The sequence below is a fragment of the Mesorhizobium sp. P160927 genome (genome assembly GCF_057766385.1).
Window position 1 is genome coordinate 5552416 of the sequence record NZ_JBYMDW010000001.1, and the last position, 25687, is coordinate 5578102.

A 25687-nucleotide genomic window follows, 5' to 3' on the forward strand; every position below is an offset into this window, starting at 1 on the left:
TTCAGGCCTTGAAGAAGGCCAGAAGGTCGGCGTTGATGATGTCGGCGTGGGTCGTGGCCATGCCGTGCGGAAAGCCTTTATAGACCTTGAGCTCGCCCTTCTTGAGCAGCTTGATGCTCAGCAGCGCCGAGTCAGCAATGGGAACGATCTGGTCGTCGTCGCCATGCATGACCAGCACCGGCACGTCGATCGTCTTGAGATCTTCGGTGAAGTCGGTCTCCGAGAAGGCCTTGATGCAGTCGTAATGCGCCTTGGTGCCGCCCATCATGCCCTGGCGGTACCAGTTGTCGATAACGCCCTGCGAGACCACGGCGCCCGGACGGTTGAACCCGTAGAACGGGCCAGCGGGAACATCCACGTAAAGCTGCGCGCGGTTGGCGGCCACGCCCGAGCGGAACCCGTCGAAGACCTCGATCGGCAGGCCGCCGGGATTGGCTGGGGTCTTGAGCATGATCGGCGGCACCGCGCCGAGCAACGCTGCCTTGGCGACACGGCCGCCCGCCCCATACTGGGCGACATAGCGCGCCACCTCGCCGCCACCCGTCGAATGGCCGACATGGATGGCGTCGCTGAGGTCGAGATGGGCGACAAGTTCAGCCACATCGGCTGCATAGGTGTCCATCTCGTTGCCGATATCCGTCTGCGTCGAACGGCCGTGGCCGCGACGGTCATGGGCGATGACGCGGTAGCCTTGGCCCAGGAAGAACAGCATCTGCGCATCCCAGTCATCGCTGCTCAGCGGCCAGCCGTGATGGAACACAATGGGCTGACCGGTTCCCCAGTCCTTGTAATATATCTGCGTGCCGTCCTTGGTGGTGATCGTGCCGCTGCCTGAGCCTGGTTTGGTCTGCGAGGTCATCTCAATCTCCATCTGATTTCTGTCGCGATAAACAATATCGCGATATCAATGTCGTTAACCCAGATCGAGGTTCTTGTCCATAGAAATATGTATCGCGATATTTTTTTTCGTGGTACATAATGCGAGCACTTAATCGGCAAAGGAATCCACCGTGCCTCTCCCGCTGGACAATCAGCTCTGCTTCACGCTCTACGCCACCAGCATGGCAATCAATCGCACCTACAAGCCGATGTTGGACAAGATGGGGATCACCTATCCGCAATATCTCGTGCTCAACGCGCTGGGCGAGGCCGACGGCATGTCTATCGGCACGATCGCGCACAGGCTCGCCCTGGAATCGAGCACGGTCACGCCGCTGGTAAAGCGGATGGAGCAGGCCGGCCTGGTTACCCGCCAGCGCAGCCAGACCGACGAGCGGCAGGTCCAGGTCGACCTGACACCGGCCGGCCGCAAGCTGCTCGTCCAGTGCAACTGCTTGAACGAGACCCTGGTCGAACGCTCGGGCATGACGCTGGCCGAACTGGACAGGCTGAACCGGCAGGTCCAGGCGTTGCGCGATGCGTTGAGCGGCGACCGGTAGCTTCCCACCGCCGCTTGCACGCCTGCCCGCCTTCCGCTATAGAGCCGCCACCCGCGTAGACACCCTTGGAGGCAACGCGGCGGAAGGCTGCCTTCCCCTTGTGGTCCCGAACAAAGATCCGCTCGCTGCGGTTTCCGGCATTCGGACATCGAGGTCTGGCGGCTTTCGACGTTTACGGCCTGGCACATTGCCAACCGTAGGCGCTCCATAACACGCGAAAAGGAAAAGCCATGAGCCACGATACTTACGAGCTCAAGGCCGAAGCGCGCGAACAGGTCGGTAAGGGGTCCGCCCGTGCAGTTCGCCGCAACGGTAAAGTGCCTGCGGTAATTTATGGTGACAGACAGCCTCCCCTGGCGATCGCGCTCACCTACAAGGACATCTACTACAAGATCCATGGCGGCGGGTTCCTGACCACGATCGCCACGATCGATGTCGACGGCAAGAAGATCCAGGTCCTGCCGAAGGACTTCCAGCTCGACCCGGTCAAGGATTTCCCTGTCCATGTCGACTTCTTGCGCATCGGCAAGGACACCGAAGTCAACGTCGATGTTCCCGTGCACTTCATCAATGAAGACAAGTCGCCCGGTATCAAGCGCGGCGGCGTGCTCAACATCGTGCGTCACGAAGTCGAGTTCCACTGCCCGGCCAATGCGATCCCGGAATTCATCACCGTCGATCTCACCGGCGCCGACATCGGCGATTCGATCCACATCTCGGCGGTCAAGTTGCCGGCCGGCGTCAAGCCGGTCATCTCCGACCGCGACTTCACCATCGCGACCGTTGCCGGTTCGTCGGCGATGAAGCCGGAGACGGAAGAGACAGCTGAGGCCGCGGCTCCCGAAGCGGCTCCCGCCGCCGAAGAGAAGTAACTCTTTTCACGCCCGGAGGCGACGATGCCAGAAAAGACAGCGCTTGTCTTTGCCGGCCTCGGCAATCCGGGCGCGAAATACGCTGAAAACCGACACAATGTCGGCTTCATGGCGGCGGACGCTATCGCCCGCCGCCATTCCTTTTCGCCCTGGTCGAAGAAGTTCCAGGGCCTGGTTTCCGAAGGCACGCTCGGTGGCGAAAAGATCATCCTGATCAAGCCGCAGACCTTCATGAACCTGTCCGGCCAGTCGGTCGGCGAAGCGCTGCGCTTCTACAAGCTCGACCTTTCCGCCCTCACCGTCTTCTATGACGAGATCGACCTTGCCGAAGGCAAGCTGCGCATCAAGACCGGCGGTGGAGCGGGCGGCCATAACGGCATCCGCTCGATCGACGGCCATGTCGGCAATGCGTATCGCCGCGTGCGCATCGGCGTCGGCCATCCCGGCGTCAAGGAAATGGTCCAGCATCATGTGCTGGGCGATTTCGCCAAGGCCGACCGCGACTGGCTCGACCCGCTGCTCGACGCGATCGCCGACAATGCGGCTATGATCGTCAAGGGCGACGAATCCGGTTTCATGAACAAGGCCGCCCTCGCCGTCCAGGGCAAGACGGGCGCAGAACCGGAAAACCCTGCGCGGAAGCAGTCGAGCCCGAAACAGCAAAGCCCAAAACAACAAAGTCATGTCCGCCAGGCCCGCCCTCAGCAGCCGGTCGCCAAGCTGCCGGAAAGCGGCCCCATGGCCGCCATGCTGAAGAAACTCTTCGGCAACAAGGACTGAGGCGTAGGCTCATGCGGCGTCACGGGGCTTGACGTTCCCAACCCCTATCGCCCATAGCCTCATCAAATTTCGCTTTTCCCGATAGGACTTGATAAAATGGGTTTCAAATGCGGCATCGTTGGCTTGCCCAACGTCGGCAAGTCGACGCTCTTCAATGCGCTGACGAGGACGGCCGCCGCGCAGGCCGCCAACTATCCCTTCTGCACCATCGAACCGAACACCGGCGAGGTGGCGGTGCCCGATCCGCGCCTGCGGAAGATCGCCGAAATCGCCAAGTCGAAGGAGATTATCCCGACCCGCATCTCCTTCGTCGACATCGCCGGCCTGGTGCGCGGCGCCTCCAAGGGCGAAGGCCTGGGCAACCAGTTCCTCGCCAACATCCGCGAGGTCGACGCCATCGTGCATGTGCTGCGCTGCTTCGAGGATGACGACATCACCCATGTCGAAGGCCGCATCGACCCTGTCGCCGACGCCGAGACGGTCGAGACCGAGCTGATGCTCGCCGACCTCGACAGCCTCGAGCGCCGCATCGTCCAGTTCCGCAAGCGCGCCGCCAGCAAGGACAAGGAAGCGACGACCGTGCTGCCGATGATGGAGGCCGCGCTCGAGCTGCTGCAGGAGGGCCGCCCGACCCGCATCCTGCTCAAGGGCATTTCGGCGGAGGACCTGCGCATCCTTCAGGGGCTGAACCTCCTGACCTCGCATCCCGTGCTCTATGTCTGCAACGTCGCCGAGGCCGATGCCGCGACCGGCAACGAGCACACCAACGCCGTGGATAAGATGGCCACCGCGCAAGGCGCCGGCATAGTGGTGATCTCGGCCGCGATCGAGGCCGAAGTCGCCCAGCTCTCGGACGAGGAAGAGATGGAATTCCTGTCCTCGCTTGGGCTAGACGAGCCGGGCCTCAACAAGGTCATCCGCGCCGGCTACGACCTGTTGCATCTGATCACCTATTTCACCGCCGGTCCGAAGGAAACGCGCGCCTGGACCATCCACAAGGGCGACAAGGCCCCGCAGGCCGCCGGCGTCATCCACACCGATTTCGAGCGCGGCTTCATCCGCGCCCAGACCATCGCCTACAACGATTTCGTCACGCTCGGCGGCGAAGTGGCCGCCAAGGAAGCCGGCAAGGCACGCGACGAAGGCAAGGAGTACGTCGTCCAGGACGGCGACGTCATGCTGTTCAAATTCAACACCTGATGTGACGGAAGTCGCGCCGCGACGGTGCCGTGAAGTTCGCTCTCCCAGTGCGGCCACAAGCCGGTTCAGCTACCGGCCACCATCCGACCATTCACCCACACCTTGGCAATATTGGCCCGTGCCGCGTTGAGCACGATCTTCTGAAAGACGTCGTCAAGCGTATCGTCGGCAACGTTGACATGGATATTCGAGGCGCTCGCTTTGGTGTCGATCAGCAGCGTGTCGAATTCGTGTCCGACACGAAAACTGCCGGCGCCACGGGCGAAGGCTTTGGCTGTCTGAGCAGCGCGCTGCTGTGCAGCAGGCCGGTCACCGGCTATTCGTCGAACGCTGGTATCATCGCCATCACCGGCATCGCCAGCCGTGCCGCCTTTGGAGCGGCCGGCATCTTCCTGGTGCTGTTCGGGCTGATCGGCAAGCTTTCGGCGGTCATCGCCTCAATCCCCGGGCCGGTCATCGGCGGCGTCTTCGGTGTGCTGTGCGTCATCATCGCCATGAACGGTTTTCGGGCGGTGCGCGCGACGCCGCTGACCGAACGCAACATGCTGGTCATCGGCCTGCCCATCCTGATGGCGCTGTTCGCCACGCTGGTACCGCCGGATTTCGTCAAGACGCTGCCCGATTTCGTGCAGTACATTCTGGGCTCATCCATCGCCTTCGGCGCCGTCTGGGCGATCGTCCTGCACCAGATCCTGCCGAACGCCCGTTAGGCGATCGGAGGCGCCGCGGCTGGCCCCTACTGCCGCCGCGGGCCCGATCGCGCCGGCTGGCGCACCAGAAAGGGCTTGACCAAATCGCCCGCGGCCTGCATCCGGGTTTGCCGATCCAAACGGATCGCGCGTTCTGCAGGGATGCCAGACCATGACCGGCAAGACATGGGCCTATGAGGACTTCGTCGAGGGTGCCTCGTTCGATCTCGGGACCAAACAGGTGAGCGCGGCCGAAATCATCGAGTTCGCCAGCGAATTCGATGCACAGCCGATGCATCTCGACGAGGAGGCCGGCAAGGCCAGCATCCTGGGCGGCCTCTCTGCTTCAGGCTGGCACACCTGCGCCATGTTCATGCGCATGCTGTGCGATGCCTTCCTGCTGGACTCCACCTGCCAGGGCGCACCAGGAGTCGATCAGGTCAAATGGAAGAAGCCGGTGCTCGCCGGTGATACGCTGCGGGGCAGCCTGGTGGTTATGGCCAGGCGCCTGTCCAAATCGAAGCCGCAACTCGGCTTCGTGACCATGCGCAGCGAACTGGTCAACCAGCGCGGCGAAAGCGTCTTCGAGCTCGAGAACTCAGTCATGTTCCTGACGCGCGATGTCGCGGGGCCCTTCCCATGACACTGGATGAATTCTTCCGCATCGGCACCACGGTGACGCTGGGCTCGCACAGATTCGAGCCCGAGGCGATCAAGGCGTTCGCCCGCAAATACGACCCGCAGATCTTTCACATCGACGAAGAGGCCGCGAAGAAGAGCGTGCTCGGCGGCCTCTGCGCCTCCGGCTGGCATACCGCCGCCACCTGGATGAAGCTGAACCTGGAAACCCGCCTGGACGCCGAAGGCTGGGATGGCCCGGTGCCCGAATTCGGCCCCTCGCCCGGATTCAAAAACCTGAAGTGGCTGAAGCCCGTCTTTGCCGGGCAAACCATCACCTTCACACGCACGGCGCTGTCCCATCGCCCCGTCGCGTCCCGCCCCGGCTGGCGGTTGCTGGCGCTGCTCTGCGAGGCCACCGATTCGACCGGCGGCAAGGTGCTGGAGTTCGAAAGCGCGGTGCTGGTGAAGGTGGAGTAGGTTTCTTCCTTCTCCCCGTTTACGGGGAGAAGGTGCCCGAAGGGCGGATGAGGGGCGGCGCCGGCGATGGTGTTCTCGCGTTGCCTCCCGGCCCTTCGCTATCGCTCCGGGCGTTCGAGCCCTTTGAAAGGTCCACTGGACCTTTCAATTTGCTTCGGCAAACCGGTCTCAAACCCCCTCGAACCCGATCAGCGTTCGCACCGGCACGCCGAGCGCTTCGAGCTTGGCGCGCCCGCCCAAATCCGGCAGGTCGATGACGAAACAGGCGGCGAGAATGTCGGCGCCGATCTGGCGCAGCAGCTTGACCGCCGCCTCCGCCGTGCCGCCGGTGGCGATCAGATCGTCGACCAGGATCACCTTCTCGCCGGGCGCGACGCCGTCCTTGTGCATCTCCATCTCGTCCAACCCGTATTCCAGGCTGTAGGCGACGCGCACGGTCTCATAAGGCAGCTTGCCCTTCTTGCGGATCGGCACGAATCCGGCCGAGAGCTGGTGAGCGACGGCGCCGCCCAGGATGAAGCCGCGCGCTTCGATGCCGGCGATCTTGTCGATCTTCTGCCCGGCATAGGGATGCACGAGCTCGTCGATGGCGCGTCGGAAGGCGCGCGCATTGCCGAGCAGCGTGGTGATGTCGCGAAACAGGATGCCGGGCTTGGGATAGTCCGGGATGGTACGGATCGATGCCAGCAGCGTGTCTTCGAGAGAGGATTTCATGGTTTGCGCTCCACGCTTGCGTCTGCTGTCTTGCCGCGAAGAGCCAGACCAACTGCCTTGTCGATGGCCGGACATCGGCCAGCTTCCCAGAAGACTATCTGAAACGGAGATTTTGGCGCGTCAATTGTTCTATCGAGGTGCAGCCCATCAGCTTCATGCCGCGTTCGATCTCGATGCGCATCTGTTCAAGCGCCCGTTCGACGCCCGCCTGTCCGGCCGCCGCCAGCGGAAACAGGTAGTAGCGCCCGACACCGACCGCCTTGGCGCCGAGCGACAGCGCCTTCAGCACATGCGTGCCACGCTGCACGCCGCCATCCATGACCACGTCGATCCGATCGCCGACGGCATCGACGATCTCGGCAAGCTGGTCGAAGGCCGCCCGCGAGCCATCCAGTTGGCGCCCGCCATGGTTCGACAGGATGACGCCCTTGCAGCCGATCTCGACGGCGCGTTTGGCATCTTCCACCGACATGATGCCCTTGAGGCAGAACGGCCCCGGCCACAGCTTGACCATCTCGGCGACGTCGTCCCATGTCATCGACGGATCGAGCATCTCGGTGAAGTAGCGGCTGATCGACATGGTGCCGCCACCCATGTCGACATGCTCGTCGAGCTGCGGCAGCTTGAACCCCTCATGGGTAAAGTAGTTGATCGCCCAGGCCGGCTTGAGTGCGAACTGCATCATCCCGGCAAGGTTGAGCTTGAAGGGGATGGCAAAGCCGGTGCGCTTGTCACGCTCGCGGTTGCCGCCCGTGATGCTGTCGACGGTCAGCATCATCACCTCGACGCCGATATCCCTGGCGCGTTGCATCATCGCCCGGTTGAGACCGCGATCGCGATGGAAATAGAACTGGTAGACTTGAGGGCTGCTGCTGATTGCCCGCGCCTCCTCGAGGCTGACGGTGCCGAGCGATGAGACGCCGAACATGGTGCCATATTTGGCCGCCGCCTTGGCGACGGCCCGCTCGCCCTGATGGTGAAACAGTCGCTGCAAGGCGGTCGGCGAGCAATAGAACGGCATCGCCAGCTTCTGGCCCATCACCGTCACCGACATGTCGACCTCGCTCACGCCCCGCAGGACGTTCGGGACCAGGTCGCAACGCTCGAACGATTCGGTGTTGCGGCGATAGGTGACTTCATCGTCCGCCGCCCCGTCGATATAATTGAAGATCGGCCCCGGCAGGCGGCGCTGCGCCATGCGGCGGAAATCGGAAAAGTTATGACAGTCCTGCAGCCGCATCATCGAATTCCAAACACTGTATCGGGACGGGCCTCGCCGCCGTTCAGGCGTCGAATATCAATCCGGTGCCCCCATGCCAACGGGCTAATTGCGGCTCGCGCGCCCAGCGGAGGCAGTCCGCATGAAAAAGGGGCGCATCGAGCGCCCCTTCCGTTCCAGTCGATTTCCCGCGGAAGGCTACATGCCGAGATCGGAACGCAGCTCCGCCCTGGCCACGTCGTACTCGGCCTTGAAATCATCCCGGTTGAGCAGGACGGCGGCGATGACGCTGCCGGAAATCTTGCCCATCTCGACGTCGGACGGATAGTGGATACCGCCGACGATGCGGTTGTGGGCGAACTCAGCCGCGCGCGCCATGATCTCAGCACGCCTTTCCGGAACCATGTCGGACAGGATGATGCCCATCATCGTGCCGACGGTCGCATGGCCGGACGGCCAGGAACCGGAGCTCGACAGCTTGACCACCGGCTTGACGAGATCGCTGAGCTGGTGCGGACGCGGGCGCTTCCAGACATCCTTGGCCGGATCGACGACGGCGCCTTCGGTCTCCACCACGCGATCGAAGAAGGCGCTGAATTTCGGCAGCTTGTCCTTGTTGAAATTCGGTCCCATGACATCGGCGAAACGCCAGACGTTTTCCTCGGCGTCGGCGATGGCGCGGGCTTCCATCTCGGGCGTGCGCGTGACCTGCATGGTCAGCACCTCGCCAAGCTCGGCCTTGGTCTCAGCCGAATCATTGGCTGGCGGCGGCGGCAGGATCATCGTCAGGTCGACATCCTTGTTCGTGATGAATGGTTTTGCGTCTTCGGCGCGGGCCGTGGAACCAACGACGAGCAGCAGCAGGCCTGCCGCAAGCGATGCGTATCTTTTCATGGGCGTGATCCTTTGATGAGAGCGCCGCAGGATCGCGATGTGTGGTGACGGCCATGTGACACCGCCGCGACGTGGAGGGCGCAATCCACTCAAAAAGCAGAAAGGGCACCTCGCGGCGCCCTTTTGCGAATTCCAGGATGCGGCATCGCTCAGTGCGCAACGGCTTCCCACACCTTGCGCTTGGTCAGGTAGACCAGGGCGCCGAACAGAAGCAGGAACACCAGCACGCGGAAGCCCATCTTCTTGCGGTCTTCCATGTGCGGCTCGGCAGCCCATGTGAGGAAGGCAGCCACGTCGCGGGAATACTGGTCGATGGTCTGCGGCGAACCGTCGTCATAGGTGACCTGGCCGTCGGAGAGCGGCTTGGGCATCTTCAGCGACACGCCGGACATGAAGTACGGGTTGTAGTGCGTGCCTTCGGGGATGACCATGCCGGCGGGCGGCGTCTGGTCGTAGCCGGTCAAGAGCGAATGGATGTAGTCGGGACCACCCGCATCATACTGGGTGAAGATATCGAAAACGAACTGCGGGAAGCCGCGCTCGACACCGCGCGCCTTGGCCAGCAACGACATATCCGGCGGCGCCGCACCGCCATTGGAGGCAGCGGCGGCTTCCTCATTGGCGAATGGTGCCGGGAAATGGTCGGACGGCTTGCCGGGACGGTCGAACATGTCGCCGGCATCGTTGGGGCCGTCATGGATCGTGTATTCGGCTGACAGCGTCTTGATCTGCGCGTCGCTGTAGCCGAGGTCCGAAAGCGTGCGGAACGCCACCAGGTTCATCGAATGGCAGGCCGAGCAGACTTCCTTGTAGACCTTCAGCCCGCGCTGCAGCTGCGCCTTGTCATAGGTGCCGAACGGGCCGGTGAAGCTCCAGCTCATTTCCTTCGGCTCGTTGATCGGGAAATGCGGCGCCGCCGCGTTGTGCGCCTCTTCGGCCGCGAACGCCCAGGTGCCTGCAACTCCGGTGCAGGCGGCCACGAGGCCGATCAGCGCAAGCGAGGTGAGAATCTTTTTCATGCCAAATCCCCTTAGATTCTCTACCGCTCAGCCCTTGGTCTCAGGTGCTGCCGTGGCGCCCGCCGGATGCCCGCTGCCACCCTTGTTCTTTTCGAGCACCGCCTCAGTGATCGAGTTCGGCAGCCTGCGGGGTGTCTCGATCAAGCCGAGCACCGGCAGCGCGATCAGGAAGAAGGCGAAGTAGAACAGCGTCGCCATCTGCGCCATGAACACATAGCTGCCTTCCGCCGGCTGCGAGCCCAGCCAGCCCAGCAGGATGGCATCGGCCACGAACAGCCAGAAAAACAGCTTGTACCAGGGCCGGTAGACCGCCGAGCGCACCTTGGAGGTGTCGAGCCACGGCACCAGGAACAGCATGACGATGGCGCCGAACATGCACAGCACGCCGCCGAGCTTGGAATTGATCGGCCCGATGTTGAAGGTGATGGCGCGCAGGATCGCGTAGAACGGCAGGAAGTACCATTCCGGGACGATATGGGCCGGCGTCTTAAGCGGGTTGGCGACCGTGTAGTTGTCCGGATGGCCGAGATAGTTCGGCAGGTAGAAGACGAAGTAGGCGAAGACGAACAGGAATACGATCATGCCGAACGCGTCCTTGATGGTCGCGTAGGGCGTGAAGGCCACGGTATCTGTCTTCGACTTGACCTCGATGCCGGTAGGGTTCGACTGGCCGACGACGTGCAGCGCCCAGACATGCAGCACGACGACGCCTGCAATCATGAACGGCAGCAGGTAATGCAGCGCGAAGAAGCGGTTCAGCGTCGGATTGTCGACGGCGAAGCCTCCGAGCAGGAGCTGCTGGATCCAGTCGCCAACCAGCGGAATGGCGCTGAAGAAGCCGGTGATGACAGTGGCGCCCCAGAAGCTCATCTGCCCCCATGGCAGCACATAGCCCATGAAACCGGTCGCCATCATCAGCAGGTAGATGATGCAGCCGAGGATCCACAGCAGCTCGCGCGGCGCCTTGTAGGAGCCGTAATAAAGACCGCGGAAGATGTGCAGGTAGACGGCGATGAAGAAGAATGAGGCGCCGTTGGCGTGCATGTAGCGCAGCAGCCATCCGGAATTCACGTCGCGCATGATCTTTTCGACCGAACCGAAGGCGAGATTGGTGTCGGCCGTATAGTGCATGGCCAGCACGATGCCGGTCAGGATCTGCGCCACCAGCATGATCGCCAGGATGCCGCCGAAGGTCCACATATAGTTCAGGTTGCGCGGCACCGGATAGGCGATGAAGCTGTCATAGACCATCCTGGGCAGCGGCATGCGGGCGTCGAACCAGCGTTCGATACCGGTCTTCGGCGTGTAGGTCGAGTGTCCCTCGCTCATCGAAATATCCCCTGCCTCAACCGATAAGGAGTTTGGTGTCGGAAATGAATTTGAATACCGGAATCGCCATGTTCTCGGGCGCCGGGCCTTTGCGGATGCGGCCGGCCGTGTCGTATTGCGAGCCGTGGCACGGGCAGAACCAGCCGCCGAAATCGCCTTCCTGGCCGAGCGGGATGCAGCCCAGATGGGTGCAAACCTGAACCATGACCATCCAGGCCTCCTTGCCGGGCGTGGTGCGGTTGGCGTCGGTCGCCGGCGCATCGGACGCCAAATTGGCGTTGCGGGCGATCGGATCCTTGAGATCGGAGAGGCTGACGGCCTCGCCGTCCTTCATTTCCTTCTCGGTGCGGTTGCGCACCACGACCGGCTTGCCGCGCCACTTGACGATCAGCGAGCTTCCAGGCGTCAACGAGGAGACATCGACCTCGACCGAAGCGAGCGCCAGCGTCGAGGCGTCGGGGCGCATCTGGTCGATGAACGGCCAGGCCACGGCACCGGCGCCGACCACCGCGGCCATGCCGGTGGCGACATAGAGAAAATCTCGACGATTGGGATCGTGGATGTCGGTTGCGCTCACGGGTGCCTGATCCTTTCGCCTCTTCCGCGCCGGGGGCCGAGCCTTGTTCCCCGCTCAATCACGCCAACCCGACAGCGCATGGCGAACAGGCTAGCGAATTCCTCCGGCATTTGGACTTCGGTTTATGCGTGAAGCCCGTTTTTGTCCAGACGGGTGAAGGCACAAGGGCAGATTGTCGCGGGGACAAAATCCCCTAGTATCCGGCGGGACGGCGAATGGCTGCAACAGGCGGCTAAACAACCGGGAAATATCAGCAAAATCCCAGGCTCCAGCTTGCCTCGACACAGGGCGCCGGTGTGATCTATCCTCCTTCGCATGGCGCACGTCATCGATCGCGAGCAATGGGCTGTTCGTTCCGACGACTGGAAGGGCGAACTGCAGTGCGGTGCCTACGGCTCAAACTCCTGCCTGATCTTCAATCACTTGCCCGACGTCGGCGGCGGCCCGCGGCTGCACGCCCATCCCTATGCCGAGATCTTCATCATCCGCCAGGGAACCGGCCTCTTCACGGTCGGCGACCAGGAAATCGAGGCTTCGGCGGGACAGATCCTGATCGTGCCGCCCAACACGCCGCACAAATTCACCAATCTCGGTCCGGGTCCGCTGGAAACGACCGATATTCACGAAAACGGCAGCTTCATCACCGAGTGGCTGGAGTGATTCCTGAAAACTGAATTACGCGGCGCCGAGCCTGACCAGCACGGCTTTCGGAATATTGTATTCCCGGATGACGGCGTCATGCTTGCGAAGGCCGCACAGTTCGCGCTGGATGAAATAGGCGTGAACGGCCACGGCAGCATCCTTGAGCAGACGGTGGCGCAACTCATCGTCCCCGTTGTCGCGCAACCGGGCCAAGGTTTCTTCCACGCGCTGTCCGGCGCGGCCGAGCGCCGCCGCCTTCTCGGCCAGTACTTCATGGCCGAGTGCGTCGAACGCCGCGTCGGCAGCCGACGTGCCGGCAAGATGGGATGGCGGACGCAAGGACATTTCAGTTCCCTTTCCCGAACACCATGCGATGGGTGACGAATTCTTCGTCCTCCACGCGCTGAAAACCAAGCCGTTCATAGAAACCGAAAGCTTCCGGCGGCGCGCGGGTGTTCAACACGGTGAAATACCGGCGGGCTCGGTCGATCACGGTCTCGACCAGCGTTCGGCCAAGGCCGGCGCGACGGTGACGCCCGCTGACGAACAGGTGGCGGACCCGGCCGTGGTCCCTGCCCTCGAAATAGGGATCGATATTCAACCCGCAGACACCGGCGAGCTCCGCGCCGTGCCATGCTCCGAACAGCGCCTCGCCCCGCTTCAGGAACTTGTTGCGGCCGCTTGCCCAGCCATCGCCCAGGCGCACCAGCATCCAGTAACCTTCCAGCCGGCTCTCGTCCTTCAGCATGTCGAAAGCCGGCGTGATTGGCCGGAGCCGCTTGATCCCATAGTCGATCTTTGCCGATCCACCCATGCGCCTACTCCGCCGGCCGCGTCTCTTCCAGCACGCTCTCATCGTGATAGAGGAAGCCGCCGGACTGGCGCTTCCACAGCCGGGCATAGAGCCCGTCTAGCGCCACCAGTTCGTCATGCGTGCCTTGCTCGACGATGCGGCCGCCGTCGAGCACCACCAGGCGGTCAAGTGCCGCGATCGTCGACAGCCGGTGCGCTATCGCGATCACGGTCTTGTTCTCCATCAGCCGTGTCAGATTCTCCTGGATCGCCGCCTCGATGTCGGAATCGAGCGCCGACGTCGCCTCGTCGAGGATCAGGATAGGCGCGTCCTTGAGGAAGACGCGGGCAATCGCCACGCGCTGGCGCTGGCCGCCCGACAGTTTCACGCCGCGCTCGCCGACGAAGGCTTCGTAGCCCTGGCGGTCCCTATTGTCGCGCAAGGTCAAGATGAATTCGTGGGCCTCGGCTTTTTTCGCCGCCGCGATGACCTGCGCGTTGGTTGCGTCGGGCATGCCGAGCTTGATGTTGTCGCGCAGCGAACGGTGGAACAGGGCCGTGTCCTGGCTGACGACGCCGATATTGGCGCGCAGCGAATCCTGCCTTACACCTGAGACGTCCTGACCGTCGATGGTGATCTGGCCGCTTTCGAGATCGTAGAGGCGCAGGATAAGGTTGGCCAGCGTCGTCTTGCCGGCGCCCGAAGGCCCGACCAGCCCGACCTTCTCGCCCGGCTTGACGACAAGGTTGATGCCGTTCAGCACCCCAAACCCCTTGCCGTAGTGGAAGTCGACATTTTTAACGTCGATGCGCCCGCCCGCCACGTCCAGTTCCTTTGCGTCCGGTGCATCCGTCAGGCCGAGCGGCTGCGAGATCAGCGCCTTGGAGTTCTCCAGCACGCCGAGATTCCGCAAGATACTGTTCATCTGCATCATCAGCCGGCCGAGCAGCATGTTGAGCCGCAGCACCAGGCTGAGCGTGAAGGCGACCGCCCCGACCGTGATCGAGCCCTCGACCCAGAGATAAACTGCAAAGCAGCCGATCGCCGAGATCATGATGCCTGACAGCGTCGTCAGCGCCATGCGCACGCCGGTCAGTCTTCGCGTGAAGGGCCGCAATGCGTCGAGATAGATGTCGAAGCCGTTCCTGATGTAACGATCGTCGCCGTCAGCCGCGAACAGTTTCAGCGTCTGCACGTTGGAGTAGGAATCGACAATGCGGCCATTGATCATGGAGCCCGCCTCCGCCGTCGCTTCGGCGTGCTTGCGGATTGCCGGCAAATAGAGTTTCGCCAGAAAGCCGAAGGCGGTGATCCAGACCACCACGAGTGCCGCCAGCCTGAGGTCAAGCCCGGCGACCAGCGCCAGCGTCGTCACGGTATAGACGACCATGAACCAGACGACCTCGATGAAGCTTTCCATCAGGTCGCCCGTCGCCTGCCCGGCCTGCCAGACTTTCGTCGCGATGCGGCCGGCAAAATCGTTCTGGAAGAAGGCGTAGGACTGGCGCGAGACGTGCCGGTGCGCCTGCCAGCGCACCAGATTGTAGAAGCCGGGCGTGATCGTCTGTTCGTCGACCAGCGCCGACAAGGCGACGACCACGGTGCGGATGACCAGCACCACCGCGACCATGAACACCAGTTCGGGTCCGGCGGCGGTCCACAGCGCGTGCCAGCTCCGTTCGCCGGGCAATTGGTCGAGAATATCGACCAGCCGTCCGACGAAATAGAACAGGCCGGCCTCGACCAGCGGTGCGATGCCGCCGATGACCAGCATGGCGAAGAAGGCGAACTTCGCTTGCCCAACATAGTGCCAGAGGAAGCCCGTGACGCTGGCCGGTGGCCGAAGATTCGCCGGCTCCCTGAACGGGTAGACCCAGGTCTCGAACCAGCGGTAGACGGCTGTCATCATGCGGCGGCGATCATTCTGCGGCTTGCCCCTTTGCTATTGTGTCATTGGCGGCTTCGACTGGGACGTCATCGAGCAGGAATCCACCCGACTGGCGCTGCCAGAGCTGCGCGTAGAGTCCGCCTCTGGCGACCAGTTCCTCGTGCGAGCCCTCCTCGATGACGCGACCCTGGTCCATCACGACGAGCCTGTCCATCGCCGCGATGGTCGACAGCCGGTGCGCGATGGCGATGACGGTCTTGCCTTGCATGAGCTTGTAGAGGTTCTCCTGGATGGCGGCTTCCGCCTCGGAATCGAGCGCCGACGTCGCCTCGTCAAGGATAAGTATGGGCGCGTCCTTCAACATAACGCGAGCAATGGCGATGCGTTGCCGTTGACCGCCGGACAGTTTGACGCCGCGGTCGCCCACATAGGCGTCGAACCCCTTGCGTCCATGATGGTCCGAAAGTCCTGATATGAAATCCATCGCCTCGGCCCGCCGCGCCGCCTCGAGCAGCATCTCGTCGGCGGCATCCGGCCGGCCATAGAGAATATTTTCGCGCACCGAACGATGCAGCAGCGAGGTATCTTGCGTGACCATCCCGATCTGCGCGCGCAGCGAATCCTGTTTCACGCCGGCGATCTCCTGGCCGTCGATCAGGATCCGGCCGCTTTCCAGGTCGTAGAAGCGCAGGAGGAGATTGACCAGCGTCGACTTGCCGGCGCCCGAACGGCCGACAATGCCGACTTTCTCGCCCGGCTTGACCACCAGCGACAGGTTTTCGATGACGCCCTTCTGCTTGCCGTAATGGAAGCGGATATCCTCGAAGCGGATATCGCCTTTGGAAACGATGATCTCCTTGGCATCCGGCCTGTCCTCGACAAGGCGCGGCAACGAAATCGAGGCAATGCCGTCCTGCACCGTGCCGATATTCTCGAACAGGCTCGACATTTCCCACATGATCCACTGCGACATGCCCCACATCCGGAGCACCAGACCGATGACCACGGCGACCGCACCGATCGTCACCACTTGCCCCATCCACAGCCACAACGAGATGGCGGTGACCGAGAACAGCAGCAGCGCGTTCAGTATGTAGAGCGAGCCGAACAGCAACGTCACCAGCCGCATCGACCGGTAGACCGTATCGAGGAAGCCCATCATGCCTTCCCTGGCGAAGGCGGCCTCGCGGCGTGAATGGGAAAACAGCTTGACCGTCTGGATGTTGGTGTAGCTGTCGACGACGCGGCCGGTCATGGTCGAGCGCGCATTCGCCTGCTCCTCCCCGACCTTGCCCAGTCGCGGGATGAAGAAGCGCAGCAACAGGATATATCCGACCATCCAGACGCCAAGCGGCGCCGCCAGCCGCCAGTCGGCCGAACCGACAATCAACAGCATGCCGAGGAAATAGACGACGACGTAGTTCAGGACGTCGATCACCTTGATGACGCATTCGCGCACGGCAAGCGCGGTCTGCATCAGCTTGGTGGCGATGCGGCCGGCGAACTCGTCCTGGTAGAAGCTCATCGATTGCTTGAGCAGGTAGCGGTGCACCTGCCAGCGGATGCGCATGGGGTAATTGCCCATCAACGTCTGCTGGTTGAGCAGCGAATGCAGCCAAACCGTGCCGGGCAGCGCAAACAATACGATGAAGGCCATGCCGGCGAGCTTCCAGCCTTCCGTCTGCAGGAAGGTCTCGCGGTTCTGGCCCGACAGCCAGTCGACGATGCGGCCGAGGAAGCCGAACATCCACACTTCCGCGATGGCGATGGCCGCGACCAGCACCGCATCGACAAGAATATAGGGCCATGCCCCGCGCGTATAATGCAGGCAGAAGGCAACCAGCGTCCTGGGCGGCTCGACCGGTTCCGCTACCGGAAACGGATCGAGCCTTCTTTCAAACCAACTAAACAACAACATAGGTCATGCCTGTGAAATCTGTTTTCCGCTTACGCGGCTTGGCGGCGTACGAAGTCCTCGGACCGCATGGCATCGAGGGCCGACGCTCCGGAATCATCCGGAGCGTCGGCCCTGCTTCGCGCTATATAGGAGTTCGCCGGCTTTTCGCCGACAGGCATCTTTGTCGATCCTGACGACACGGCGCCACCGGTCCGGTTTTTCGCGCCCGGCCGGATCAGCCGGATGATCCGGCGCACCAGCGACGGACGGCTCGGATCGGGTACCGCGCGCGAGAAATCAACGTCCGGCAGCATGCCGCGATGTGGACGCCGGCGTACTTCGGCATGAACCGCCGACGAATAGGTGTCGCCGATCAACAGCGCCCAGGTCGGCAGCCGGTGAATATGCAGGCTCCTCGAGCCGGGTATTCTATAGGGATCGAACATCGGTCCGTCCTCCGTGTTGAAATAGAGATAAAAAGGATGATCGACATCGTGCCGCGGGATCGGCGGCGGATCAGTCGGAACGCGTTGGGACGGGGCCATCGGCCCCTTCGGCAGCTTGAAAAACATCGCGAGATTCCTTCGAAGACCAGGGTATGGTTTCGGCGGAAAATCGGTGCGGAAGTGTCTAAAAGATCAGGAGAAACGTCGTACCGAAACCGCCAGGGCGCAAATAAGCCCACAGGTGGGGCGCTGGATGTACATGGCCATCATGAATTACCCCTCCATCGGTTCGGGTTGACAATGTTGTTCGTATACCCGACTTCCAAAAAAATGGCCACCCGCAGGTCCAGGAATTTCCAAAACCAGGAAGCTGCTGTGGCCGATCTGCCACTTATTAGAAGGACGCGGAAGTGAACCCTGGTCTCCGCATCGCGCTCTACCAACCTGACATTGCCGGCAATACCGGGACAATCCTGCGCTTCGCCGCTTGCCTCGGCCTCGACGTCGACATCATCGAGCCGGCCGGCTTTCCGCTCTCCGACAAAGCGCTCAAGCGCGCCGGCATGGACTACCTCGTAATGGCTGCCCTGACCCGGCATGTCGACTGGCACGCCTTCGAGGAGTGGCGCAAGGCCCGCGCGGATCGGCTGGTGTTGCTGTCGACCAAGGCTGCGACCCCCTACACCGACTTTAGCTTCACCAAGCGCGACATCCTCCTGTTCGGCCGCGAATCCGCGGGCGTGCCGGATCCAGTCCATCAAGCGGCGGATGCGCGCCTGACCATCCCGATGCAGCCCGGCGCGCGCAGCATCAACGTCGCCCTTTCCGTGGCCATGGTGGCGGGCGAAGCCGTCCGGCAACTCCGATAGGGGATCGCCGGCAGCGCCGTCCGCGGTGATTTTTGCCCAGGCGCACATCCGCCTTCTCCTTGGTTTGCACAGTCAGGCTTTCTTGGCTACAAGCTCAACTTAACTTGAGGTCAAGCGGAAAGTTCAAAAATGCCGCCGGTAACGGAATTGACGGTCGGCCAGGTGGCCGCGCGCAGCGGCGTGGCTGTGTCGGCACTGCATTTCTACGAGGCCCGCGGTCTGATCCGCAGCCATCGCACGGCAGGCAACCAGCGGCGCTACGGCCGTGACGTGCTGCGCCGGGTGGCCATAATCCGGATTGCGCAGGAGGTCGGCATCTCGCTCGCGGAAATCGGTGCCGCGCTTGAATCATTACCTGAAGGCCGCACGCCGACGCGCGAGGATTGGAATCTGCTTTCAACGGCTTGGCGCGATAGCCTCGATCAGAAAATCAGCCAGCTAAAGAAGCTGCGCGACGGCCTGACCGACTGCATAGGCTGCGGCTGCATGTCGATCGACAAATGCCCGCTTCGCAATAAGGGGGATCGGCTGGCAAGGGAGGGAACGGGCGCGAGGCGCCTGTTGGTCGAGCGCTAATCCGCAGCCGGCAGCCGCCTTATCGTGAACTCGATCAGATCGCCCGGGCGTTCGAACCAGCTTTCGATTTCGGTCCAGTAGGCCTGCTTGGGGAAGCGCTCGAACCATTCCTTGGCCTTGAGACGGGCGTCCGAGCGCGGCAGGACGAAGGTCTCGCGCAAAAAGCCGTCGCGCGGCATGCGTGCGCGCTCGGCCCGGCTTTGATCGAGCCTTTTCTTCAGGCCATCCAGCGGCGGTCTTGCCGGGGTGCGCACGAACCAACTCCTTGCACCTGGCGCATGACCCCGAAATCGGAATCGGGTTTCGGAAAGGATCATGCGCGAAACCAAAGTGACTTGACCCTGTCCCTTAAGAGATTAGGGATCGCGCCCGGAAAAGACGAGTCTTTTGTCGACTCACCGCCCCGCAACCGGAGACGGCACTTGGAACGACCTGAAATACCGGCGGGGCTGCCCGCCGACATCGAAGAAAAGAAGATGAAGGCCCGGCTTTGGTTCGAGGCGCTGCGCGAGCGCATCTGTGGCGCTTTCGAGCATATCGAGCAGGATCTCGGCGGGCCGCTGGCTTCGTGGTCACCGGGCGGTTTCGAAAAGACGCCCTGGGAGCGCGATCACGGCAAGGGCGGCGGCGGCACCATGTCGATGATGCACGGCCGCGTCTTCGAGAAGGTCGGCGTCCACACTTCGACCGTTTATGGCGAGTTCTCGCCCGAGTTCAGGAAGCAGATGCCCGGCGCCGAGGAAGACCCGCGCTTCTGGGCATCGGGCATTTCACTGATCGCGCACCCATGGAACCCCAACGTTCCGGCCGTGCATATGAACACCCGCATGGTGGTGACCTCGCGCCAGTGGTTCGGCGGCGGCGCCGACCTGACGCCGGTGCTCGACCGCCGCCGCACGCAGGACGATCCCGACACGATAGCCTTCCAGCGTGCCATGCAATTCGCTTGCGAAAAGAATGCCGCCGTCGCCGACTATCCGACATTCAAGGCCTGGTGCGACGAGTACTTCTTCCTGCCGCACCGCAACGAGCCGCGCGGCACAGGCGGCATCTTCTTCGACTACCTGCATCCGGAAGAAGAGAAGGGTGGCTGGAATGCCAATTTCAACTTCGTCCAGGATGTCGGGCGTTCTTTTCTCGTGGTCTACGGTCACCTCGTGCGCGCCAACTTCAACGAGAACTGGACCGATGGCGACCGCGACGAACAGCTCGTTCGACGCGGCCGCTATGTCGAATTCAACCTTCTTCACGATCGCGGCACCATCTTCGGGCTCAAGACCGGCGGCAATGTCGCCTCGATCCTGTCCAGCCTGCCGCCCGAGGTGCGTTGGCCATAAAAAAATTGTGAGCGCGATGTGAGGCCGCATTGATGTCCCATTGTTCGAATCTGGGCGCGGAATGTGACACAATGAATATCTTTTTCGTCTAATATCCATCTGAAAAAACTGGGTTTTTTGTCGCATTCGGGTCGGGAAGCGCCGGTGGTTTGCCTGAGGGCAATTCCAGGAAAATGCGGTTTTCCCTTCGGAATTGCGTCGGAACAGGCGAACCGCGACTCGACGCGACCGGACGGCCCGAAGACGATGCGGATCATCTTCGTCAAAGGATGGCCGCTTTCCCAGGAGTATATCAGCATGAGAAAGATCATTGTTTCCGCTGCCGCGGCTGCCCTTCTTGCTTCCGGTTCGGTGGCGTTCGCCGCCGTCAAGCACACCACCGGAACGGTCAAGAGCTTCGATGCGACGGCCAAGAGCCTGGTTCTCGACAATGGATCGTCTTTTACGCTTCCCCAAACCTTCAAGGATCCTGGCCTGAAGGTCGGCGAGAAGGTCAGAATTTCTTGGGACATGAGCGGCAAGGACAAAGTTGCCGAGGCAGTCAAGATCGTGAAGTGACGGCCTGCCCGCTGGGCTAGCGTAAGAGGGCGGAGCAGTGCTGCTCCGCCTTTTCACCGTTGACCGCAACCAATATCCCACCATCTGTGTTATGGTTTTCACCCCGCCCATGATCGGAAAAGTCGGATCATGGGCCAAAAAAGTACCGGGGCCTCGCAGGCTCCACGGAGGAAAAGGAGAAATCCGATGAAGGAATTTCACTGCGGGTCGCTGGTTCCCGGCTGTGAGTGGCATACCCGTGCCGGTGAGGAGGCCGAAGTGATGCGCCGTGCCGTCGAGCATATGCGCGAGACACATGGCGAAACGACCATCCGCGAGACGATGATCGAGGCTATCCGCTCCCGAATTGAGAAGGCCCGCGACGCGGCGTAGGGCGCGCGCGCGGGCTGTCGATATCAGCAAAAGAACCGCGGTGGCACGCGGGTAACGCGCGTCGTACCTGGCTTATTTCGACACATGCGGCCCGCGCCTCAAAAAATCATATTTGCTTCAGCTAAATAAACTGTGCGGTAACCGAACCCGTGCGATCGTCAGATTGATATCCAGACTACAGGGGCTGCCAGAGAAGCCCATCGCCGTCAGGCACTGGTCCGGAATCGATAGGGCGAGGTGTTTCGCGGATGCGCGAAAAGTCCGGCAATCGCGCGAGTTTGTGCGCAACGGCGCTCCTGCCGTGGGCGCTCCTCGGCGCGCCACAGGCGGTTGCCCAGGAAATGACGACATCGCTCATCGACATCCACCAAGGCTCGCCGCTCAGCGACAAGGCAAGAGGCCTGAGTGACGGCGGATATGAGTTGCAGTCCGGAAGCCGGGTATCGTTCAACCGGTGGTATCAAACAAACTGGGTCGACACGCATGTGGACCTAATGACGCAGATCACGGAGGACACCGGTATCCTTTGGGGGTTCGGCACCGGGGAACAAGGCGAGAAGTATCGGATCGAGCCCAGCCTCAAGCTTGGTTTCCTCACACAGATACATCCGAGTGCGAACAGCATACTGTCCCTGTCGTTCACCACTACTTTCGGAGGTAAGCTCACCGAAAAGCCCTGCCAGGCCGATTATGGCGATCTGGGCACCTACGGCGTCAATTGCCGGCTCGCCGCCGGCGAGATGGCGCCCGAGGAAACCTTGAAATTTCTGGTTAACGCTAAACCGGAGAGCCAGCATCTCTGGCTGAATTACCGTGTTACTTTCTGATCGCGAGGGCGAGGCACGAGATGTGGCGTTGCCTTCGGAGACTCGCGGTCGTCCATCCTAGCTTCTGTTTGAACCGGGGTAAGATCATGTCAAATGCACGTTGGAAGTTCGGTATCGCCACGGCCCTCGCCATTCTGCCGGCTTCCATGGCGGCGGCTCAAGAAGCTGGCGGTCCGGATCCGCTATCCGCGCTCTGCAGGGGCGGTCAGTCGAACGCTTCCATATGCTTGAGCGCAACCTTGCCGGCGGCCACATTGCAGACCTTGCAGAGTTGGATGAGCCCGGATGTCGGAGCCGCATGGCGTGCGGGTTACAAGGGCCAAGGCGTCACCATCACGATCGTGGACGATTTCTCCAGCACATCGAAGTTCAGCGGCAATTTCGGCATCGGCACGCAGACCCAGCGCCACGGCGAATGGACCCGCGAAGAAGCCAGCATGGTTGCGCCCTTGGCAACCATCAGATCGAAAGACTTTTCCACCAGTTCATCGGTCGCGCTGTCGCCGGGCCTGAACGTGCTCAATCTGAGCTATGGCATGTACGCCAACGCGGGTTATAGCCCCAACCAGATCGGATGGAGCGCCGAGGAAGCCTCCATCATCTCCTATGCCACCAGGGGAACGGCAGTGGTTTCGAAGGCTGCCGGCAACGACGCCGTTGCCGTGGGCGGCGTCACCAGCGGCCAGCAGGATTACCTTGACCTCGCCCTGGTCGGAAAGGCATCCGCGATTTTCGTCGGCGCGCTCAACAGCAACGGCACGCCGTCGAACAAGGCCAGCATGGCCTGGTACTCCAACATCGCCGGCTCCAACCAGGCTGTGCAGAGCCATTTCCTTGTCGTGGGTGTCACCGGGGACAAGACCGGCCTTTACGGCACCTCTTTCGCCGCGCCGATCGTTGCCGGCTACGCTGCCATCGTGGGCAGCAAGTTCACCAAGGCAACGCCGACTCAGATCACCAACCAGTTGCTGAATACGGCCCGTACCGACACGCTGGCCAACTATAGCGCCTCCGTCTATGGCAAGGGCGAGGCAAGCCTTTCACGTGCCCTCGCTCCGCTGTCGATCAAGTAGCGGCACGGCCCGCCGGGCAACACCGGCGACGAAGACCAGCAGTTCTGGCCTACGTTTCAAGTGCCTCCGCGGCGCGCTTGATCAGTGCGTCGCGATCGGGCGTAAAACTCGCATCGACCCATTCCGCTTCCAGGTTCTTGAGGATTTCGCCGAGCTTCGGCCCTGGCGTTGCGCCGAGCGCGGTCAGATCGGCGCCTCGCAAGGGAAATTCGGGCTTTTTCCATTTGAGCACAAAGGAAAGCAGGCGCGAAAAACCGCCAGCTTCGAGCAGCGCTTCATTGTCCTCGACGGCCCGCACCCGCGCCGCGGCAAGCGCAAGCCGGAGGCGGTCGACAAATCCTTGGCGGTCACCGCAATAGAGCCTCTTCGCCAATTCGCCCTCGGTCGTCTTCGGCTCGACTGCCGTTGCCATCGACCAATGGCGCAGGCGATCCGCTTCAGCGGTCGAGAATTTCAGCCGCTCCGCAAGCGCCTTCATGCGGGCCGTATCCGGCGGCACCATCGCCTCCAGCCGCAGCATCGGATCCACTACCCAGCCGAGGTCCTTCTCGGCCCTGGTCAATCCGTGGATCGCATCGATGCCCCATTTGTCGCTTTCCGACAGCGCGGCGGTCAAGACACCAGCCTGCCGCATCCAGAGCAGCGCCCGCGAGGGATCGGGTGCGGACAAAAGCTTTTTCAGTTCGGACCAGATGCGCTCCGCCGAGAGTTGGGCGAGGCCTTCCTTCAGCCGGGCGCAGGCCTTCAGCCCCTCGGCGTCGGGCCGGCCTTCGCCATACCAGGCGAAGAAGCGGAAGAAGCGCAGGATGCGCAGATAATCCTCGCGGATGCGCGCCTCCGGGTCGCCGATGAAGCGCAGCCGGTGTGCCTCGATGTCGGCGATGCCGCCGACAAGGTCGACAACGCGGCCATCGGCCTCCGCGTAAAGCGCGTTGATGGTGAAGTCGCGCCGCTCGGCGTCGAGCTTCCAGTCGCGCCCGAACGACACCTTGGCGCGACGGCCATCGGTCTCGACATCGGCGCGCAAGGTGGTGATTTCATAGGGTTTACCATCGGCAACCACGGTGATGGTGCCATGCTCGATACCGGTCGGCACCGCTTTGAACCCTTCCGCCTCGGCGCGGCGGATGGTTTCCCGCGGCAGGCAAGAGGTTGCTATGTCGATGTCGGTGACAGGCTGGCCCATCAGCACGTTGCGTACGGCGCCGCCGGCGATGCGCGCCTCTTGACCGCCTTCGGTGAGCGCGCCAAGCAGGCGCTGCAGATGCTTGTCGAAGAGCCAGTCCGCCCTGCCCGCGATCGAAACACTCACGCATAGAGCCTTTCATACAGCGTACGGATGATCCCGGCGGTGACACCCCAGATGCGCCGGTCGCCATAGGGCATGTCATAGAAGAACCATTCGAGATCGTTCCACATGCGGCTGTCGCGCTTGTGGTTGGCCGCGTCCATCAGGAAGCGCAGCGGCACTTCAAAGGCGGCGTCGACCTCATCGGCGTTCAGGGTGAGCTGGAAATGTGGGCGCACGATGCCAAGCACCGGCGCGATGCGATAGCCGCTGCCGGCGACGTAATCGGGCATCCGGCCGATGATCTCGATGCGATCCTTGCCAAGGCCGATCTCCTCGAAGGTCTCGCGCAGCGCCGCCGCCTCCGGGCTTGCGTCGGTCGCATCGATCGTGCCGCCCGGGAAAGCCACTTGCCCGGAATGATTGCGGAGTTTTTCGGCTCGTTTGGTCAGCAGAACCGTCGCCTCGCCGTCATGGTCGACCACCGGAACCAGCACGGCAGCGTTGCGCAGCGGCTTGCCAGGGTTAAGGCGCGGATGGCCGGGATTGAAGCGGTGATCGCCATAGTCGCCCCCGGCATGCGCCTCCGGCTGCGCGGCAAAGCGCGCGCGAAAATCCGCCGACGAAAACGGCGCCGGAGAGACCTGGTCCATCATGCGCTCAACCGCTTCAACTGATCGGCCGGCATGATCGGAAACACGGCGTTCTTGGAGCGCACCGAAAACATCGTCCTGCCGTCGATTTCGATCTCCTCGCCATGCCCGACCAACTCGTACATGACCGGCCGCGCCACAAGCGCCTCCAGCCTGCCGCGCACCAGCACATAGGGCTTCAAACCGCCGGTCCCGTTCTCGTCGACGAAGCGCAGCGGCCGCTCCGGTCCGGCCTCGATCACGTCGCCGACATTGGTGCGAAAGGTGATGACCTGATCCTCGCCTTCGCCCGAAACATCGATCTCGACGGCGACGAAAGGCGCATCGGCGACGCGGATGCCGACTTTTTCTACCGGCGTCACCAGATAGGTCCTGCCGTCGGCGTCCTTGCGCAGCACGGAGGAGAAAAGCTGCACCAGCGGCATCCGGCCGATCGGCGTGCCCAGGTAAAACCAGGTGCCGTCGGCCTTGATTTCCATGTCGAGATCGCCGCAAAAGTCGGGATTCCAGCGCTCGACCGGCGCCGCGCCCTTGCCGGCGCGGGCCGCGCGCGAGATCAACGCCTCGAGGCCCCGAGCCTCGGTGGCCTGCGTAAGGCTTTGTTGGCGATGTTCGTGGTGTTCGCTCATCGTCACGAA

31 protein-coding genes are annotated in these 25687 nt (G+C 62.4%); 15 read left to right on the forward strand and 16 right to left on the reverse strand.

Features of this window, described 5'->3' with window-relative positions; translation table 11 throughout:
- Position 1: 1 nt before the first annotated feature.
- Entirely contained in the window at positions 2-859 is an 858-nt protein-coding gene (locus AC3CB8_RS27200; protein WP_023770280.1) for an alpha/beta fold hydrolase, read from the reverse strand.
- Positions 860-1010: 151 nt separating this feature from the next.
- Here AC3CB8_RS27200 and AC3CB8_RS27205 point away from each other — a divergent pair, with 151 nt between their 5' ends.
- From AC3CB8_RS27205 to AC3CB8_RS27235, 7 genes are all read left to right on the forward strand, one after another.
- On the forward strand, positions 1011-1439 hold the full coding sequence (locus tag AC3CB8_RS27205) for a MarR family winged helix-turn-helix transcriptional regulator (RefSeq protein ID WP_023770281.1): 429 nt from the start codon (positions 1011-1013) through the stop codon (positions 1437-1439).
- A gap of 230 nt (positions 1440-1669) precedes the next feature.
- Positions 1670-2311: a 50S ribosomal protein L25/general stress protein Ctc gene (locus AC3CB8_RS27210; protein ID WP_023770282.1), complete on the forward strand. Its 642-nt coding sequence runs from the start codon at positions 1670-1672 to the stop codon at positions 2309-2311.
- A 24-nt stretch (positions 2312-2335) separates the two neighbouring features.
- Entirely contained in the window at positions 2336-3091 is a 756-nt protein-coding gene (gene pth, locus AC3CB8_RS27215; protein WP_023781426.1) for an aminoacyl-tRNA hydrolase, read from the forward strand.
- Positions 3092-3187: 96 nt separating this feature from the next.
- Entirely contained in the window at positions 3188-4291 is a 1104-nt protein-coding gene (ychF, locus tag AC3CB8_RS27220) for a redox-regulated ATPase YchF (RefSeq protein WP_352564506.1), read from the forward strand.
- Positions 4292-4470: 179 nt separating this feature from the next.
- Positions 4471-5001: a solute carrier family 23 protein gene (locus AC3CB8_RS27225; RefSeq protein WP_352564504.1), complete on the forward strand. Its 531-nt coding sequence runs from the start codon at positions 4471-4473 to the stop codon at positions 4999-5001.
- 151 nt (positions 5002-5152) lie between these two features.
- The gene (locus tag AC3CB8_RS27230) at positions 5153-5623 is read left to right on the forward strand and encodes a MaoC family dehydratase (protein WP_352564502.1); all 471 of its coding nucleotides are present in this window, start codon (positions 5153-5155) and stop codon (positions 5621-5623) included.
- Complete coding sequence (locus AC3CB8_RS27235) at positions 5620-6078, forward strand: MaoC family dehydratase (protein WP_023770286.1); 459 nt, start codon at positions 5620-5622, stop codon at positions 6076-6078. The genes AC3CB8_RS27230 and AC3CB8_RS27235 overlap by 4 nt, the downstream gene beginning before the upstream one ends.
- 168 nt (positions 6079-6246) lie before the next feature.
- On the opposite strand, the gene AC3CB8_RS27240 is transcribed toward AC3CB8_RS27235, so the two are convergent.
- From AC3CB8_RS27240 to petA, 6 genes are all read right to left on the reverse strand, one after another.
- Positions 6247-6792: an adenine phosphoribosyltransferase gene (locus AC3CB8_RS27240; RefSeq protein ID WP_023770287.1), complete on the reverse strand. Its 546-nt coding sequence runs from the start codon at positions 6790-6792 to the stop codon at positions 6247-6249.
- 94 nt (positions 6793-6886) lie between these two features.
- Complete coding sequence (locus AC3CB8_RS27245) at positions 6887-8032, reverse strand: alpha-hydroxy acid oxidase (RefSeq protein WP_352564690.1); 1146 nt, start codon at positions 8030-8032, stop codon at positions 6887-6889.
- Between the two features lie 177 nt (positions 8033-8209).
- Positions 8210-8905, reverse strand: coding sequence for an acid phosphatase (locus AC3CB8_RS27250; protein ID WP_352564499.1), 696 nt, complete (start codon positions 8903-8905; stop codon positions 8210-8212).
- A gap of 149 nt (positions 8906-9054) precedes the next feature.
- Positions 9055-9924, reverse strand: coding sequence for a cytochrome c1 (locus AC3CB8_RS27255; RefSeq protein WP_352564497.1), 870 nt, complete (start codon positions 9922-9924; stop codon positions 9055-9057).
- A gap of 27 nt (positions 9925-9951) precedes the next feature.
- A complete protein-coding gene (locus tag AC3CB8_RS27260; RefSeq protein ID WP_015316074.1) occupies positions 9952-11253 on the reverse strand; it encodes a cytochrome b in 1302 nt (433 codons plus the stop codon).
- A gap of 16 nt (positions 11254-11269) precedes the next feature.
- Positions 11270-11830, reverse strand: a complete 561-nt coding sequence (petA, locus tag AC3CB8_RS27265) for a ubiquinol-cytochrome c reductase iron-sulfur subunit (RefSeq protein WP_023770291.1) — start codon at positions 11828-11830, stop codon at positions 11270-11272.
- A 315-nt stretch (positions 11831-12145) separates the two neighbouring features.
- Between petA and AC3CB8_RS27270 the strand changes: the two genes are divergently transcribed.
- A complete protein-coding gene (locus AC3CB8_RS27270) occupies positions 12146-12490 on the forward strand; it encodes a cupin domain-containing protein (RefSeq protein WP_352726636.1) in 345 nt (114 codons plus the stop codon).
- A 15-nt stretch (positions 12491-12505) separates the two neighbouring features.
- Here AC3CB8_RS27270 and AC3CB8_RS27275 read toward each other — a convergent pair whose 3' ends face one another.
- The 5 genes from AC3CB8_RS27275 to AC3CB8_RS27295 are packed head-to-tail and all read right to left on the reverse strand — an operon-like array spanning position 12506 to position 17622.
- Positions 12506-12817, reverse strand: a complete 312-nt coding sequence (locus AC3CB8_RS27275; RefSeq protein ID WP_023770293.1) for a DUF6665 family protein — start codon at positions 12815-12817, stop codon at positions 12506-12508.
- A 1-nt stretch (position 12818) separates the two neighbouring features.
- Positions 12819-13286: a GNAT family N-acetyltransferase gene (locus tag AC3CB8_RS27280; RefSeq protein WP_352564493.1), complete on the reverse strand. Its 468-nt coding sequence runs from the start codon at positions 13284-13286 to the stop codon at positions 12819-12821.
- Positions 13287-13290: 4 nt separating this feature from the next.
- Positions 13291-15174, reverse strand: coding sequence for an ABC transporter ATP-binding protein (locus tag AC3CB8_RS27285; RefSeq protein ID WP_023781422.1), 1884 nt, complete (start codon positions 15172-15174; stop codon positions 13291-13293).
- Positions 15175-15184: 10 nt separating this feature from the next.
- On the reverse strand, positions 15185-17071 hold the full coding sequence (locus tag AC3CB8_RS27290) for an ABC transporter ATP-binding protein (RefSeq protein WP_352564491.1): 1887 nt from the start codon (positions 17069-17071) through the stop codon (positions 15185-15187).
- 29 nt (positions 17072-17100) lie between these two features.
- Entirely contained in the window at positions 17101-17622 is a 522-nt protein-coding gene (locus AC3CB8_RS27295; protein ID WP_352595408.1) for a hypothetical protein, read from the reverse strand.
- Positions 17623-17906: 284 nt separating this feature from the next.
- Between AC3CB8_RS27295 and AC3CB8_RS27300 the strand changes: the two genes are divergently transcribed.
- Together AC3CB8_RS27300 and soxR are read left to right on the forward strand one after the other, a co-directional pair.
- Positions 17907-18365, forward strand: a complete 459-nt coding sequence (locus tag AC3CB8_RS27300; RefSeq protein WP_023770297.1) for a tRNA (cytidine(34)-2'-O)-methyltransferase — start codon at positions 17907-17909, stop codon at positions 18363-18365.
- Positions 18366-18494: 129 nt separating this feature from the next.
- Positions 18495-18941, forward strand: a complete 447-nt coding sequence (soxR, locus tag AC3CB8_RS27305; protein WP_023770298.1) for a redox-sensitive transcriptional activator SoxR — start codon at positions 18495-18497, stop codon at positions 18939-18941.
- Here soxR and AC3CB8_RS27310 read toward each other — a convergent pair.
- Complete coding sequence (locus AC3CB8_RS27310; protein ID WP_023770299.1) at positions 18938-19195, reverse strand: hypothetical protein; 258 nt, start codon at positions 19193-19195, stop codon at positions 18938-18940. The two genes, soxR and AC3CB8_RS27310, sit on opposite strands and share 4 nt — an antisense overlap.
- A 168-nt stretch (positions 19196-19363) precedes the next feature.
- Between AC3CB8_RS27310 and hemF the strand changes: the two genes are divergently transcribed.
- From hemF to AC3CB8_RS27335, 5 genes are all read left to right on the forward strand, one after another.
- Positions 19364-20278, forward strand: a complete 915-nt coding sequence (gene hemF, locus AC3CB8_RS27315; protein WP_352567269.1) for an oxygen-dependent coproporphyrinogen oxidase — start codon at positions 19364-19366, stop codon at positions 20276-20278.
- A 297-nt stretch (positions 20279-20575) separates the two neighbouring features.
- The gene (locus AC3CB8_RS27320) at positions 20576-20836 is read left to right on the forward strand and encodes a DUF1344 domain-containing protein (RefSeq protein WP_023770301.1); all 261 of its coding nucleotides are present in this window, start codon (positions 20576-20578) and stop codon (positions 20834-20836) included.
- 186 nt (positions 20837-21022) lie between these two features.
- Positions 21023-21208: a DUF1059 domain-containing protein gene (locus AC3CB8_RS27325; protein WP_023770302.1), complete on the forward strand. Its 186-nt coding sequence runs from the start codon at positions 21023-21025 to the stop codon at positions 21206-21208.
- A 248-nt stretch (positions 21209-21456) separates the two neighbouring features.
- Positions 21457-22035, forward strand: coding sequence for a hypothetical protein (locus tag AC3CB8_RS27330; RefSeq protein ID WP_352567267.1), 579 nt, complete (start codon positions 21457-21459; stop codon positions 22033-22035).
- Between the two features lie 86 nt (positions 22036-22121).
- Entirely contained in the window at positions 22122-23108 is a 987-nt protein-coding gene (locus AC3CB8_RS27335) for a S8 family serine peptidase (protein WP_023794089.1), read from the forward strand.
- A gap of 49 nt (positions 23109-23157) precedes the next feature.
- Here the strand turns inward: AC3CB8_RS27335 and AC3CB8_RS27340 are convergent, their stop codons facing one another.
- From AC3CB8_RS27340 to AC3CB8_RS27350, 3 genes are read right to left on the reverse strand one after another with little or no spacing between them, the layout of a single operon-like run.
- Positions 23158-24420, reverse strand: a complete 1263-nt coding sequence (locus AC3CB8_RS27340) for a CCA tRNA nucleotidyltransferase (protein WP_352595410.1) — start codon at positions 24418-24420, stop codon at positions 23158-23160.
- On the reverse strand, positions 24417-25049 hold the full coding sequence (locus AC3CB8_RS27345; protein ID WP_023770306.1) for a CoA pyrophosphatase: 633 nt from the start codon (positions 25047-25049) through the stop codon (positions 24417-24419). Before AC3CB8_RS27345 ends, AC3CB8_RS27340 begins: the two co-directional genes overlap by 4 nt.
- Entirely contained in the window at positions 25049-25678 is a 630-nt protein-coding gene (locus AC3CB8_RS27350; RefSeq protein WP_023770307.1) for a DUF1285 domain-containing protein, read from the reverse strand. The genes AC3CB8_RS27345 and AC3CB8_RS27350 overlap by 1 nt, the downstream gene beginning before the upstream one ends.
- Positions 25679-25687: the final 9 nt, after the last annotated feature.